Below are 15,083 nucleotides of genomic sequence, written 5' to 3'. Positions count from 1 at the left end.
CCGGTGCGACGGAAACCCGCGACGCCGGAGACTCCACACGCGGACCGGGGGGGGCGAACGGTCACGCCGTCTCGCGACGGCAGGGACGCCCGACTCCAGCACGGACGGCCCACCCGAGTTGTTGGATACGTCGGCTCACCGCAGAGCCGTTGATCCTCGATGAGCCGTTATCTACCGTGTTGCTGAGCACCGAACGTCGCTAGATCACCACGGGGGAAAGATCGTGGCACGTCCGTCTGACTGGTCGCCTGTCGACATGGACCGGGATCCGACGCCGGGCGACCCGGACGAGGTCCGCACGCTGGCCGACGAGTTACAGACGTTCGCGGACGACGTGGGCGAGGCGTTGGGCCGCATCCGTGGCATGGCGGAGGACCGGGCGGTGCTGGAGTGGGCTGGTCTGTCGGCCGAGGCGTTCCGTAGCGAGTTCGACGGCGTGCCGGGCAATCTGCAGAAGCTGCAGACCTCCTACGACATGGCCGCCCAGGCCTTACAGACATACTGGCCGAAGTTGGAGACCGCTCAGGGCATGGCCGACCGCGCCCTGGACCGCGCGATATCCGCCCAGGCCGACCTCTCCACCGCCCAGGCCGCGCTCGCCGATGCCCAGGACTGGGTCTCCCGGGCAGGTGACGAAGCGGAACGCTTGGAAGAACAAAGCGACCGCGAGAACGTCGAGCCGCCCTCCGAGGCGGAGGTCCGCGCCGCCACCCGCGACGCCACCGCCGCGAACGAGGCCGCGAGTTCGGCCCAGTCACGGGTCGACTCGGCCGAGGAGGCGCTGTCCGCCGCGCGCCAACTCGCCCTCGACGCCAAGGAAATGCGGGAGGAGGCCGCCCGCACCTGCGCCTCCGAGATCGACGCCGCCTCCGACGCCGGCATCCAGAACCGCCGCTGGTGGGAGGACGCCATCCACTGGGTCTCAGAAAACTGGGACACCATCGTCGAGATCTGCAAGGTCGTCGTCGCCGTCCTCGGCATCGTCGTCATGATCATCGGCGGCCCCCTCGCCTGGGTCGTCCTCGCCGCCGCCCTCGTCGTCCTCGCCGACACCCTCTACGACTACGCCAACGGCCGCGCCACCCTCTGGGACGTCGCCTTCGCGGCGCTTGACTGCATCCCCGGCATGAAAGGCCTCACCACCCTCGGCGGCCTCGCCCGCGGACTCCGCGGCGGTCTCGCAGCCGCCCGCACCGGCCTGCAGGGACTGCGGCAGGGCGTGCGCGGTCTCGGGCAGGCTCTGCGGGGCCTCGCACGGCGGGCCGATGGGCGGGTCTGCCCGACGGACCCCATCGACATGGCCACGGGCGAGATGTTCATGACCGCCGTGGACGTCGAACTCCCCGGCGTGCTGCCGCTGGTCATCGCCCGGTTTCACAGCAGCACCCTGCGGACGGGAAGGTGGTTCGGCCCCTCCTGGGTGTCCACTCTTGACCAACGACTCGTGCTCGGTGACGACGGCGTGCGGTTCGTCACCGATGACGGCATGGTCCTTGAGTACCCACGCCCCCTCGGCGATCCCGACGTGCCCGTTCTGCCCGTCGAGGGTCCCCGATGGGGCCTGTCCTGGGACGGGGTGCCCAACTCACCGCTCACCATCCACCAACCGGAGACCGGCCGCACGCTCCACTTCGCCCCCGTGGCAGGCCGTCCCGCTACCGAGCTGCCCCTGACGGCGATCGCCGACCGCAACGACAACCGAGTCCACTTCGCCTACGACGACACCGGCGCACCGCACGAGGTCTTCCACGACGGTGGCTACCGCCTGGCCGTCGAGACGGATGGCTCCCACGTCACCGCGCTGAGCCTGATCAGCGCCCCCGACGAGCCGGTACTCCTGAGGTACGGCTACGACGAACGCGGCAACCTCACCGCGGTCACCGACTCCTCCGGCATCCCCTCGCAGCTGTTCTACGACGACCGGCACCGCGTCATCGGCTGGGAGGACCGCAACGGCGCCTGGTACCGGTACCGATACGACGACGCCGGCCGCTGCGTCGCCACGGAGGGCGTGGACGGCATCCTGTCCAGCTCCATCGTGTACGAGCCCGAAAGCGGCCGGACCCGGTTCACCAACGCGCTCGGCCACACCACCGTCTACGAGTTCAACGACAGCTACCAGCCCGTCGCCGAGACCGACCCGCTCGGCAACGTCGTTCGAACGGCATGGGACCGGTACGACCGCCCGACGTCGGTGACCGATCCCCTGGGCCGCACCACCGGCTACGAGTACGACGACGCGGGACGGCTCGTCCGCACTGTCTATCCCGACGGCTCGGAGCAGCTCGCGGCGTATGACGAGCGCGGGCTACTGGTCCGCCAGACCGGTCCTGACGGCAGCGAGTGGCGGTACGACTACGACCAACGCGGCAACCAGACCGAGGTCCATGACCCGGCCGGTACCCGGCTGGCCTTCTCCTATGGCCCGCGCGGCGAACTGCTGTCGATCACCGGCCGCTCGGGAGCGACCACCCGTGTCGAGTCGGACCCCCGGGGCCTGCCGGTGGCGGCCCACAGCGACCAGGGCTCCACGACGACGGTGCGACGCGACGCGTTCGGCCGTGCCGTAGCCGCCACCGATCCCCTGGGCCGCACCACATCCACCACCTGGACCCTGGAGGGACGCCGCAGCAGCCGGACCTCTCCGGACGGCACCACCGAGACTTGGACGTGGGACGGCGAGGGAAACCTGCTCAGCCACACCAACGGCACGGGCGCCACAACCTCGTTCACCTACACCGCGTTCCACAAGGTCGCCACGCGGACCGACGCCACGGGCGGCCGCATCCAGTACCGCTTCGACCGCGAGTTGAACCTCACCGAAGTGGTCAACGCCCTCGGGCACAGCTGGCGATACGTCTACGACCCGGCTGGTCGGCTCGTCGAGGAAACCGACTTCGCCGGCCGGATACTCCGGTACGCCTACGACCCGGCAGGCCGGCGCCTGTCCAGCATCAACGGTGCCGGAGAGACCACCACGTTCGTCCGGGACGCGTTGGGCAACGTCATAGAGAAGAACTGTGGTGGGAGCCGCACCACGTTCCGCTACGACCGAGCCGGCCGTCTCACGACCGCCAGCGGCCCCGACGTCGAGATCGCATACGAGCGAGACGCGCTCGGCCGGATCGTCCGGGAGTCCCTGAACGGCCTGAGCACGGGCTTCGCCTACGACGACGCCGGCCGACGCACCCAGCGAACCACCCCGGGCGGCGCCGTCACCGCGTGGTCATACACCCCCGAAGGGGTCCCCACCGAACTGCACGCCGCCGATCACTCCATCCGCTTCGCCCATGATTCGGCAGGTCAGGAGACCCGGCGCGATCTTGGAGCCGGCCTGGCGTTGCACCACACCTGGGACGAGGCGTCCCGGTTGGTGGCCCAGCGGTTGACCCGGTCCACGGCGGCCGCGCCCGGCGGCGCAGCATTGGCGGGCCGCGACTACCGCTACGCCACCGGATCGCCCAACCCCGACCTGGTCGACGACCTGCTCCTCGGCACCGAGGAGTTGGGCCTCGACGACAACGGCAGGATCACCGCCGTCCACGGAAACGACCGAGACGAGCACTACACCTACGACGCCGCCGGCAACCTCGCCACCGCGTCAACGCCCGGCGATCCGGAACCCGCGGCCCTCACCTATGCCGGCAGCCGTCTGACCTCCGCGGGCCGCCGTTCCTACCGCTACGACGACCAGGGGCGAGTCGTCCACCTCACCCAGCGCACCCTGTCCGGCAAGCGCAAAGTGTGGCACTACGGATGGGACGCGGAGGACCGGCTGGTCACCGTGGCCACCCCGGGCGGCGATCACTGGCACTACACGTACGACCCCTTCGGCCGCCGCATCGGCAAGCAGCGGATCGACTCCTCCGGCCGGACAGTCGAACGGTTCACCTTCGTCTGGGACGGCGACAACCTCGCCGAACAGCACCACGAGGCCGGGGACCGGGTGACGCACACCACCTGGGAGTACGAACCCGGAAGCCATCGCGTCCTCACCCAGGAACAGCGCGGCTGGCTCAAGGACGCGCCGCAGGACGAGATCGACCGCCGCTTCCACCACATCGTCACCGACCTCGTCGGCACCCCGACCGAGTTCCTCACCCCGGACGGTGAGGTGGCCTGGCGCCGGCGCACCACCCTGTGGGGCGCGCCGCTCGGTCCCACCGAAGGCGACTTCCCGCTGCGCTTCCCCGGCCAGTACCACGATCCCGAGACGGGACTCCACTACAACCGTCACCGCTACTACGACCCGGCCACCGCCCGCTACCTCTCACCCGACCCGCTCGGTCTGACCCCCGCCCCCGACCCGTACGCCTACGCGCCCAACCCGTACACCTGGTCCGACCCGCTCGGCCTCACCTGCCGCCCGCGCTTCGTCGGGCTCCAATGGCTCACCGACCGCCAACTCGGCGTCGGCGGCGCCCGCGGTCAGATCTCCTTCCGCTACCAACAACACGTGACAGGGCAGGCGTACGAACAGGTATGGGAACTCGCCGACGGCCGACGCGTCCATGTGGACGGTGGTCCGGCCAACGGCTGGATCACGGAGGCCAAGTGGACGCAGAGTGAGGGCCAGTGGGACGCCTCGCCCTACAACCCGGACCACCACCTGTTCAGCGAGACCAAGCAGGAGAACCTGGTCGACCAGGCCGAGAGACTCCTCGAACTCAACGACGGCATCGGCGGAAACGGCGTCCGGTACGCGGTGTCCAACCTCGAAGGGGCCCAGTACTTCCAGAACCTCTTCGCGGGCAATGAAAGACTGGCCGAGGCCATGGCCAGCGGAAGGCTCGGGGTCTTCCACGTACCAGCGAACGGAATGTGGGGATGAACGACGTACTGAACCTTGTCCAGGGACTGCGCGACCTGCCCGCCCTCACCGCCGAGGACGTCGGCCCGGTGCTGGAGCGGCAGGGCTGGGAACCCATGCGCCGGGTACCGCCACCGCCCGTTCCGCGGGCCTGGTCCCGTGGCGGCCTACGCCTCGGCATCCAGGACCGGCTCCCCCAGCCTCGCGTCGAGATCACCCTGTGGCTCCGCGACTACGACGAGGAGGCCGCCGCCGACGCCGAGGACTTCGACTACGTCGAGGGCCTCTGGGCCGAGGCCGAGACGGCGGGACGCGCCCTCGCGGAGCAGATGGCCGCCAGCGGTCACGCCACCTCGCTGACCGGGGCCGAGTTGGACGAGAAGGAGGCCGAGGAGTTCTTCTGGCACACCGCCTGGACCTCCGCGCCCCGCCGCCTCGTCCTCGGGGCCAAGCAGGACGACACGGACCTCCCCGTCCGGGTCGTGGCGATCATCAGCTGATCACGGCCCGAGGTCGGTCACCGGACCGCTCGCCCCTCACCAAGCCGCCCGCGCCGAACCTGACAAGTCTCACCTGGTTGTGGGCCTCGCAGTCCGACGCGTGCGCGGCGGTGAGGGCCGGCGTCCCAGCGCCGGCCTCAGACAGGGCGACGACGTACACCGCTTCCATCGGCAAAGGCACGAACTGACTGTCAGAAGGGGGTGGCAGAGTGCCGGCATGATTCTTCCTCATGTAACCGATGCCCCGCCGCTCGTCTACACCGACAGCTTCGACATACCCGTACTGCTACGCGACAGGCCGGCCCGTCGTCCTCATCAGCAATGGCGCACCGCCAAGCACAAGCCCTGGCCGGCAATGGCCACGTTCCCGCAAGAGAACGGTTGGTATGCCCCAACCACGACATGGCGGGAGATCATCAAGGCGGCCATCGAGGTCGGCCGTCCCGTCTCGTACATGTTCCACCGGTTCCCCCGACTCGCGAACTCCGAACTGGTCGCCCGCGTCGCCCCGCTCTACGCGTACATGGGTCAGCACGACGTCACACCGAGGCACCCGCTACCGCAGACCGTCGGCCGGCGTCTGACCCTCAACGGCGTCTATGAAGACGCAACCGAACGCACGGCGAAGAACGCCATGGGGTACCGACTGGGGATGACGATGGCCGAGTGGGCGTGCCGCGCGTTGCTGGGGTTGGCGCAGACCTGGCACGTCGAGAATGGCGGCCCCATCCCGGCCTTGAGAGGGGATTTCCAAGACCCGAAGCGCAAGCTTCCGGACCTGTGGGGACTGCACCAGGCTGAGAACCAATACTGGCTCATCGAGGCCAAGGGCGGCGATGTCGGCCAGGGTGCCCTCGACAACGGTCTGGCCCAGCTCGCAGGTGGCAGCAAGATCCTCTCGGCCTACGCGCACCGTCGCGTCCTCATTGGCGCGGCAGTGCGCCCACGAGACGACCTCTTCCTCACCATCGACCACAATCAGCATGCCGGAGGCAAGCCGCTGACTCAGTGGGGCCCGGCCGCGCCCGTTGAGCCGGGCGGCCCCGAGGACTACATCGGAGACAGCGATGACGCCCTCATGGCCACTGCTCGGGCCCAGATGTTGAACTTTCTGGCTCTGAGGTCCCTGCCACCGACTCGTCTGAGGACCGTGCTCGTCGCTACCGACCGCACCCTGCGACGGCACACCCCAGGAACACTGGCCATGCCCCTCGAAAGGGATACCGAGACATTCGAGAGGCGCGCTCGTCTACGTGCCGAGGCACCCGCCGCAGAGACACCGACCCTGCGCGGGCGAGCCAGGGCGATGGGGCTGGAGGAGTTTCTGACCGGCCGGATCCCCGGCACCGAAGTGACCATCGGGATGTCGCGTCGTCTCTTCGCGGCATGTGAGCTGGTGCACCGGGCAGACCTGGAGACCGCCAACAGCACCCCCGGTCTACGCGCCGAGGACCAGCGGTACGGCGACGACCCCATGGACGAAGAGTTCGAAGGCGAAGAGCGCCGCGGGCTCCGAGGCATCTGGTACGAACGGCAGGAAGAGGAAAGCCCGTATCTCAAGCCTGTCGTACGCCGGGCGTACGAGCGTGCAGAAGAGGGCACATGGCGCGGTGTGCTCGGCACAGACCTGGAACCGAGGCTCGACGTCGAACCGGACGCAGGTCGCCTCGAAGCCGCCACAGCCGAGACCTACGTCGCCGTGCGCGGGGAGGGCCTGCCCCATAGCACTTGATGAACTCGACGGCCACCTTCTCGACAGGCCTCCTGGACTACGCAGCAACCGCCTCGTGGACATCGAGATCGTCGACGGGGTCGGCGTCGTCGATGCCGACCACCTCGACAGCGACACCCCACTGTTCGAGGGTCCGCACCGTGTGGGCGAGGGTCACCTGGGAGAAGGCCATGAGGCTGTCGGGGGTCAGCTGGGTTCCCCGCCGCAGGTGGATGGCGAAGACGACGCGTCGCGGCACGAAGTCGTCAGGGAGGACACGCCTGCCGTCGGTCTGTTCACGGACCAGCCGGACGAACTCGGCACGCACCGATGCCGAGCTCTGCAGCAGCTGGATCGTGACCAGCCCCTGGTTGAACAGGTGGCTCAACGGGCCCGAGCGGCCGTGGGCCGGCTTGACCAGGACGAGGCTGTCGTCGGGGGCGAGGTGGTCACAGACCTCCATGACGTTGTGGCGCTTGAACGGGTTCTGCACATAGCCACAGTCGAGGTTGACGAACCCCTCGCACCCCGGGTTACCAGACACCTTGTCGTTGTAGTCCCGCTCGACCATCCCCTTCGGCCACGGCGGCATGGGTGTCGTGGGGTTCGAGCTGATCACCCGGGCGACGACGGCCTGGGCCTCCCGGAGGAAGGCATCGCCGATCTCGTACCATGCCTGGTCCCGGAGGCAGAACCGCCGCGCCCTCAGGCTGACCTCGGCCTCGATCCAGCGCAACGCACCGGTCGTGGCGACGATGTCGGACTCGGTCGACGCGTGGCTGCCGTAGACGAAAACCTTGCCGCGACGCAGGGCCGTCAGGCGGGTGCCCGGTTCACGGAGCCGAACTCCGGCGATGAGGTGCTCGGGGGTAAGGTCGTCCATCCGGCGCAGCCGACCGCCGGCCTTCACCCCGAACGAGACACCCCCACCCAAGACGTCCCGCATCGCGCCCTGGCCGTCCTCCACCTCACCCTCACCGGCCCCGCGACCTGCTCGACACCCTGCGGTCCCTCGCTCACCGCCCCGGGGCCGCCCTCTCGCCCCTCCCCGCCCTCGCCACCCAAGCCCTCACCGGCATCGCCACCATCGAACCCGGCGCCCTCCCCTACACCATCACCCTCCTCACCCCCGGCCCACACCCACTCCCCCGACTCCACCGCGGCCGGCCCCACCGCACCTGGCCCGACACCCACCAATGGCTCTGGGCCCTCGCCTCCCGCACCAACCCCCACGACTACCCGCCCCACCCCGACAGCGTCCCCAGCCTCACCGCGGACACCGTCCACATCTCCGCCGACTGGAGCGCCCTCGTCCTACGCCACGGCGCAGCCTTCATCGGCCACCGCCCCGACCAAGGCCCCACCGACCCCTTCTACGGCTACGCCGAACTCCACACCCGCAGCGTCTACCTCGACGCCCTCCTCTTCGGCATGATCCAGCGCGACCACATCGACCAACTCACCGAAGACCTCACCGACGTCTTCACCGGCCCCGGCGAAGCGGCCCGCCTGGCCACCATCGAACGCCGCATCGCCCACTTCCGCAGCACCTACTGGCGCCAACACCTCACCACCCACGGCACCGCCAACGACCTCCTCACCGCCTACCAGAACCAGTACCGACTCCCCGAACGCTTCACCGAAATCCTCGCCGAAGCCGCCGACCACAACCGCCTCATCCAAACCCACAAAAACCAACAGATCAGCGGCGCCCTCGGCATCATCACCATCCTCGGCCTCCCCCTCACCACCGCCCTCACCGTCATCCAAGTCCTCGGCTACCAAACCCCCTGGCACCTCCTCACCGCCACCCTGACCGCCCTCGCCGCCACCGGCGCCCTCCTCACCACCCCCTACGGCCGCCTCGTCCTCAACTCCCTCCGAGGACGAACCAGAAGGGGAGCGCCATGAACCCGGGGCCCGAGCAGCACGACGGGGCCCGGCAACCGCTATCGGTTGCCGGGCCTTCCTGCGTTCGTCAGTCCACGAGATAGTGGGCTTCGATGTAGGCGACAGTGGAGTCGTACGGTTCCCCCACCGGCTTCAACGCGTACCGACGGAAAACCGCGGCGGTGGCGCGGCGGGCGCCTCGGTTGCGGGCGTCGGCGTTGTCCCAGGACCGGGCAAGGGTGCGGGTCACCACCTGGTCGATCTGCTCGGCCAGGTTCCGCTCCGTGACGGTGAGGCCGGGCGGTGCGTGGTCGTGGATGATCCGCGACAGGACGCCCACGTGATCGTCGTCCAGCACGACGACGGCTTCGTCGGGGTGTTTCTCGGCCTTCACGATGGCTTGGGCGACCCGGAGTGCGTCGGACAGGAAGTCCAGCGCATCCTGAGCGTTCTGGATGATCCGGTCCCGCAGCCGCCTGATCCGCTCGGCGAGAGCGATGTACTTCGCCGACCCCGGCTCTACGCCCTCGTCGAGGGAGGCCTTGATGCGGTCCAGGATCTCCGCCGCGGACGGCGGCGTCTTGTCCTCGCCATCGTTCTTGTCGCGCTTCGGTCGGACGAGGGCCAGCAGCTCCTTGAGGACGGCGATGCCCTGGGCGTCCAGGACGAGGGCTTCCTCCTGGGAGGCGACCACGGAGAAGGAGTGGACGTGGGCGTTGATGATCTCCAGGACCATAGGTCCCAGCTCGGCCAGCCGTTCCTTCCTCTCCTCGTCGGAGGACTTCTTGAACAGGGTCGTGTACACGGACCCGAACAGCCCGAATCCCTCCTGGAACTTGGCGACCCGCTTGTCGGTGTTGATGAGCGGGTACAGGCGAGCCAGGAGCCGGTAGTCCCTGGCGAACACCTCAGCGGCGCCTGGATCCGTATCCAGGTAGACGTTGATGGCTCGCACAGACTCGTATCCGTGGACCGTGAGGTCCAGACCGTCCACGTCCGCGAGGAGGTCTTCGATGCGGGCAAAAGTGGTGCGGAACTCGGCGACCAACTCGGACACGTCGGTGACGAACCCGCCGCCCTTGCCGGCCCCCTCTGCGGTGGGGTCGACGACGGCGCGTTGGACCTCTTCAGCCAGGCCGATGTAGTCCACGATCACGCCGGAGGTCTTCACGAACCCGGTCGGAGACGCCCAGGGGCGGTTCGGTCGGGTGATCGTCTGGAACAGGTTGTGGGCCTTCAGCGGCTTGTCCAGGTAGAGGACGCCCTCGTTGGGGGCGTCGAACCCCGTCATCAGCTTCGCGGTCACCACCAGGAAGCACAACGGGTTCTCCGGGGCGAGGAACCGCCGCTTCTGGTCCTCCTCCTCGACCTCCGAGAGCTGGAACGGCCGCATGGCGGGGTCTTCGTCCTTGGAGTCCGAGACGGAGATGTTCACCTCGGCGGTGATCCGCTCGTGCTTCGCGACCTCGGCAATCAGTCGTGACGCCTCGAAGCCGGCCAGCAGCTCGTTGATCTTGTCTGTGTATGCCACGGCCAGCTCACGGTTGTAGGCGACGACCTGGGCCTTGAGGCCATTGCGGTAGGCGCCGGCCAGGTAGTGGTCCACGATGTCCTGGCAGACCGCGTGTATGCGGTCGGGGTTGGCGAACACCGAGGTGAGGCGCCCGAACTTGCGGGACAGGGCCTCACGATCCGGGTCGTCGAGTTCGAATTCGTCGGCGAACTGGTCGAACTCAGCCTGCAACGCCTGGTCGTCTATCTCGAAGTCGACCGGGTGTGGGTCCAGCATGACGGGGACGGTCGCCTCGTCCAGCAGAGACCGCGACACGGAGTACCGATGCAGCACCCTGCCCGGGTCGGTCTCCTCGCCGAAGAGGGCGAAGGTGTCGGTGGCAAGGTTCCTGACGGGGGTACCGGTCATGCCGAAGAACTTCGCGTGCGGCAACGCCGCACGCATCTGTCCGGCGAGGGACTTCGACTTGGCGGACTGGGTGCGGTGCGCCTCGTCGACCATCACGATGATGTTGGCCCGGGTCGACAGGTTCTTGCCGGCGTCGGCGAACTTGTGCACGGTCGTGGAGATGACGCCACGTACATCGTCGGTCAGCAGGGAACGCAACTCCTGGCTGGTGGCGGGCTGGTGGAAGTATGCGTCCCCCATCGCTGAGGTAAACACCCCGGAGGTCTGCCGGACGAGCTGAGTCCGATCCGAGAGCAGGATGATCGTGGGCGACTCGGTGCGGGTGTCTTCCAGCAACAACGAGGCGGCGAACACCATCAGCAGCGTCTTCCCGGACCCCTGGTGGTGCCAGATCAGGCCCTTCGAGCCGCCCTCCAAGACCCGCTCGTGGATCAGGCGCGCGGCCTCCATCTGCGGATAGCGGGGCAGGTACTTCTTGTCCGCCCCGCCACCGGAGGTGTCGAACAGAACGAAGTTTGCGAGCATGCCCAACACCGTGGCAGGGTTCATCAGCAGCGTGACGGAGCGCTGCACGTCGGCCTGTCCTGACAGGTTCTCGTCGTCGGCGGTGGACCGAAACGGCTGCCACAGGTAGGTCGGCGCGCCGGCGGCACCGAACCGCAGCTTCAGCCCGTCGGATGCGATGGCGAAGACGTTCGGCGTGAAGAACCACGGGTACTCGGTGGCGTACACATCGTTGATCTCGCGGGCGGCATCGATCCACCCGGACTTCGCGGTCGGGGACTTGACCTCGACCACTACCAGGGGCAGGCCGTTGACCCAGTACACGAGGTCGAACCGGCGGGATGTCTTACCGGGGACGGTGATGGTCACCTCGTCCGACACGACCAGGGTGTTGGCGGTCAGATGCTCGAAGTCGATAACTTTCAGGGCGTGCCACACGCCGTCTGCGTCCCGGAACTCCTTGCGCCCACGCAGCAGACGAAGCACCTGCTCGTTGGCCCGCACCAGCCCGCCCTCGACGGCGTTGACCGTGGCAACGATCTCCTCGACCACCACGTCCGCGTCAAACCCATCGATCACCCCAGGGTTTAACCGAACGATGGCGTCCCGCAGCTGGCTGACGATCACGGTCTGCGTCGTCTTGCGCGGCAGCGACCTGCCTGCTGTGAAGTCCCAGCCTATGGGGAGGGACCATTGGATCATCAGGTTCTGGAACTCGCGCTCCCGGATCCCCTTCGCCACGGCTCAGACCTCCAACTCGGCGGACTCGATGTCGATGGTCCGGTCCAGCAGCCCTGCCAGCAGTCTTGCGCGAGCCTGACGGAGACTGGCCCCTTCGGCACGGAGCTCAGCAATCTGTCCCTCGATCGAATCCAGTGCTTCCGCTGCCTGCTCCTGCTCAGGTCGGGACGGGATGGGAAGAGCGACAGAAAGGAGCTGGTCGGGATTGAGGCGCTTACGACGCTGTACAGTCCCGACGACCCTGCTCTGCATCTCAGCCCACAGCCGAGGTGTCCGGCAGACATGCTTCATCCACCCTGGAGCAATGTCACCGGCAAGCGTGAAGGTCGGGAACTCATTGCTTGCCACGAAGCCGTCGAATTCTACAGGAACCACGGTAATTGGCCCCTCCCAAGCAGTCAGCTTTCGCATTACTACCTGGTTCTCCCGAAGGACGTTCATGGCCGTGTACTCGGTATCTGCCCCGTCGAACTCATCCTTGTCCACAAGGCCCTTGCCGGCGTTGAGTACTCCAGCGAGGTGGTAAGTCTTTCCGGCTTCCATCCGGGTCCGTACGACATCGAGGTGCATCGCTTCGCCGAGGAAGCGCAAATCCGCCTCGTTACCATCATTGGTGCACCAGAGCAACGACGCCGCCGCCCGGTACACGCTTTCCAGCGCCCTCGCCTCGTCATCGAGCGCGCTGATCTGATCATCGACCGCGCTGATGATCTCAACGATCCGCTCCTGCACCCTAATCGGCGGAAGGACGATGGATACCGACGCGATGGTCTTGGCGGACAGCTCAGTCTGATTGGTGCTCCCCGTCTGCAGAGATTCGAAGTCCGCCTTACGCATTGATAGAATCAGCCCTGCGAATCCCAACACGAAACGCTCCGGATCGGGACGCACAATGGTGATGTGAGAGTCGGCGGTCGCAGGCTCGGAAAGCTCGCGGAGTTCCGCGGCCCGGCCAAGCGTGCCACGGCCGGTGGAGTTAATGAGCACATCCCCGACCCGAAGGTAGGCGTATTCGGGAAGCGCCCGCGAGAGTTCAGTTTGGCGGGCGAGGGAGAAGTCGATTCGGTTCCCGTCACGGACGCACTTCTGGTTCAATACCAAGCGGCCCTCATCGACGTACTTCGGAGCCTTTCCCCTCTTGATTGAGCGGCAAGCATCTTCGAGCGTCGTCTCGACCCACTGGTCACTCATCGAAGCCCTCAATCCCAGCAGCGGCGAGCACTTTGAGCATCCGCTCCTCGGCGATCCGACGCTTAGCACGCCTGAGGTTGTAAGCGTCGATCAGGGTGCCGAGGTCTTCAGTCTCGGCTGCGGCCTGCTTAATGTAGCGTCCAATATTCAGGTTGTAGTCGTTCTCCTTAGACCTGATCTCGCTCCGGGAGACAAATCGGGCAGCCAGGCGACCGTCACTGTCGAGACCGACGGGGTTGCCTTCGGAATCGAAGTTTGCATGGTAGGCGGTCACCACATCGGCGATGTCAGCGTCGGTGAGCGTGTTGCGGTTCTTGCCCCTCGTGAAGCGTCTGGAGGCATCGATGAACAGCACTCCGTCCTCGCGCTCCTCAGCCTTGGCGCCTTTAGCACGGAAGACGAGGATGCAGGTGGGGATGGAGGTTGAATAGAAGAGGTTGGCCGGCAACCCGATGACGGCTTCCAGGAGGTCGTCGTCCAGGATACGCTGGCGGATGGCTGCTTCCTGACCGCCACGGAAGAGAACGCCATGAGGTAGAACAACGCCGGCACGGCCATTCTTCGGACCCATGCTGGCGATCATGTGCTGCACGAATGCCCAGTCAGCTGACGACTGCGGGGCGACCCCGCCGATGGCGCGCGGGTCGTTGCTCCAAGGCTTCCACTTCAGGCTGTACGGCGGGTTGGCGACGATCACGTCGAACTGTTCGACCGACCCGTCCGGCTTCTTGAAGCGCGGGTCCTTCAGCGTGTCGCCGCCCTCGATTTGAAACTGGGTCAGGTTGTGCATAAAGAGGTTCATGCGTGCCACGCCCGCAGTGTCCGATACGGCCTCCTGCCCATACAAGCTGAGCGTGTAGCCACGCCCGCCGCGAGCCTTCAGGAGGTTCGCGGCGGCGATGAGCATGCCCCCTGAGCCACAGGTCGGGTCGTACACCGACTCGTAGCCCTTGGGGTCCAGGAGTTCGACGATCAACTCGACGACCTCACGCGGGGTGAAGAACTGGCCCGCGCGGGTGCCGGAGCCGTCGGAAAACCGCTTCAACAGGTACTCGTATGCCCCGCCGAGCACGTCGTGGGACATGTTGCCCTCGTGCATCTTCGGGGTGCGGTCCATCGCCTGCATGACCGCCGCCAGCACCTCCCCCGACAGGACCTCTTCGGAGGTCCAGCTCATAGACCCGAACAGGCGGGAGAACTTGTCAGGGTTGGCCGTCTCGATCGCCTGAAGAGAGGCGCGGACCCGCTGGCCGAGGCCGGGCTGGGTGATGGTGGCGAGGATGGACGTCCAAGAGGCGCGACGCTCCTGGACGGTGCCGGGGTAGATGAACGGGATCTCGAACGACTGGTAGTCGCGGTACTCGATCTCGTGGGCTTCCTCGGCAGAGAGGTCGTCCAGGCCCTCGTTGTCGGCCAGAAACTCCTGGTGGTGATGTTCCCAGGTATCCGACAGGTACTTCCAGAACATCAGCGGGAAGACAACCGAGGAGTATTGCGCTTCGGGCATCGCCACGCGCAGCTCGTCGGCGGCATCCCACAACCGGCTCTCGATCTCTTGCTGGGTCACTGCCATCTGTCGGGGTTATCCTTGCTCGTCAAAGGGCGGCGGCCCGAAGGCCGTGGTGTTCCCCGCTGGTGACCCCATATCCGGCGTATCCGGCGCGTGCACGCCGGACGTGTCCCGCTGGGTGAACACACGCGGGGTGTCGTACTCCCTGTACGGGCGACTCACCAACGATATCCCTCCCCAGGACCACGACATACGGCAAACGCCCGACCAAACGGCCGGGCACGCACCACGGTGGCCGCCCCGTC

8 protein-coding genes are annotated in these 15,083 nt (G+C 67.2%); 4 read left to right on the top strand and 4 right to left on the bottom strand.

Translation table 11 applies throughout. The features are described from left to right. Nucleotides 1-256: 256 nt before the first annotated feature. The 3 genes from RNC47_RS09045 to RNC47_RS09035 all read left to right on the top strand — a co-directional run bounded on the left by RNC47_RS09045 (nucleotide 257) and on the right by RNC47_RS09035 (nucleotide 7,042). Nucleotides 257-4,831, top strand: coding sequence for an RHS repeat-associated core domain-containing protein (locus tag RNC47_RS09045; RefSeq protein WP_311597183.1), 4,575 nt, complete (start codon nucleotides 257-259; stop codon nucleotides 4,829-4,831). Continuing rightward, the gene (locus RNC47_RS09040) at nucleotides 4,828-5,310 is read left to right on the top strand and encodes a hypothetical protein (RefSeq protein WP_311597181.1); all 483 of its coding nucleotides are present in this window, start codon (nucleotides 4,828-4,830) and stop codon (nucleotides 5,308-5,310) included. The genes RNC47_RS09045 and RNC47_RS09040 overlap by 4 nt, the downstream gene beginning before the upstream one ends. A 217-nt stretch (nucleotides 5,311-5,527) precedes the next feature. Then, nucleotides 5,528-7,042 (top strand): gamma-glutamyltransferase, encoded by a 1,515-nt coding sequence (locus tag RNC47_RS09035; RefSeq protein ID WP_311597179.1) that lies wholly within the window; start codon nucleotides 5,528-5,530, stop codon nucleotides 7,040-7,042. 37 nt (nucleotides 7,043-7,079) lie between these two features. On the opposite strand, the gene RNC47_RS09030 is transcribed toward RNC47_RS09035, so the two are convergent. Next, on the bottom strand, nucleotides 7,080-7,967 hold the full coding sequence (locus RNC47_RS09030; RefSeq protein ID WP_311597177.1) for a DUF6119 family protein: 888 nt from the start codon (nucleotides 7,965-7,967) through the stop codon (nucleotides 7,080-7,082). Between the two features lie 485 nt (nucleotides 7,968-8,452). Here RNC47_RS09030 and RNC47_RS09025 point away from each other — a divergent pair, with 485 nt between their 5' ends. Next, nucleotides 8,453-8,932, top strand: a complete 480-nt coding sequence (locus RNC47_RS09025; RefSeq protein WP_311597174.1) for a hypothetical protein — start codon at nucleotides 8,453-8,455, stop codon at nucleotides 8,930-8,932. Nucleotides 8,933-8,999: 67 nt separating this feature from the next. Here RNC47_RS09025 and RNC47_RS09020 read toward each other — a convergent pair whose 3' ends face one another. From RNC47_RS09020 to RNC47_RS09010, 3 genes are read right to left on the bottom strand one after another with little or no spacing between them, the layout of a single operon-like run. Continuing rightward, the gene (locus RNC47_RS09020; RefSeq protein ID WP_311597172.1) at nucleotides 9,000-12,077 is read right to left on the bottom strand and encodes a type I restriction endonuclease subunit R; all 3,078 of its coding nucleotides are present in this window, start codon (nucleotides 12,075-12,077) and stop codon (nucleotides 9,000-9,002) included. Nucleotides 12,078-12,080: 3 nt separating this feature from the next. Beyond that, on the bottom strand, nucleotides 12,081-13,268 hold the full coding sequence (locus RNC47_RS09015) for a restriction endonuclease subunit S (RefSeq protein WP_311597171.1): 1,188 nt from the start codon (nucleotides 13,266-13,268) through the stop codon (nucleotides 12,081-12,083). Next, nucleotides 13,261-14,841, bottom strand: a complete 1,581-nt coding sequence (locus tag RNC47_RS09010) for a type I restriction-modification system subunit M (protein ID WP_311597169.1) — start codon at nucleotides 14,839-14,841, stop codon at nucleotides 13,261-13,263. Before RNC47_RS09010 ends, RNC47_RS09015 begins: the two co-directional genes overlap by 8 nt. Nucleotides 14,842-15,083 lie beyond the last annotated feature (242 nt).

Source organism: Streptomyces millisiae, assembly GCF_031845425.1.
Lineage (GTDB): Bacteria > Actinomycetota > Actinomycetes > Streptomycetales > Streptomycetaceae > Streptomyces > Streptomyces millisiae.
This window is presented reverse-complemented; position numbering and strand designations above follow the sequence as displayed.

What these genes read in the sequence shown, in the direction of transcription:
- RNC47_RS09010 (WP_311597169.1), bottom strand. Translation starts at nt 14,841, where the DNA reads ATGGCAGTGACCCAGCAAGAGATCGAGAGCCGGTTGTGGGATGCCGCC.
- RNC47_RS09015 (WP_311597171.1), bottom strand. Translation starts at nt 13,268, where the DNA reads ATGAGTGACCAGTGGGTCGAGACGACGCTCGAAGATGCTTGCCGCTCA.
- RNC47_RS09045 (WP_311597183.1), top strand. Translation starts at nt 257, where the DNA reads ATGGACCGGGATCCGACGCCGGGCGACCCGGACGAGGTCCGCACGCTG.
- RNC47_RS09035 (WP_311597179.1), top strand. Translation starts at nt 5,528, where the DNA reads ATGATTCTTCCTCATGTAACCGATGCCCCGCCGCTCGTCTACACCGAC.
- RNC47_RS09030 (WP_311597177.1), bottom strand. Translation starts at nt 7,967, where the DNA reads ATGCGGGACGTCTTGGGTGGGGGTGTCTCGTTCGGGGTGAAGGCCGGC.
- RNC47_RS09025 (WP_311597174.1), top strand. Translation starts at nt 8,453, where the DNA reads ATGATCCAGCGCGACCACATCGACCAACTCACCGAAGACCTCACCGAC.
- RNC47_RS09040 (WP_311597181.1), top strand. Translation starts at nt 4,828, where the DNA reads ATGAACGACGTACTGAACCTTGTCCAGGGACTGCGCGACCTGCCCGCC.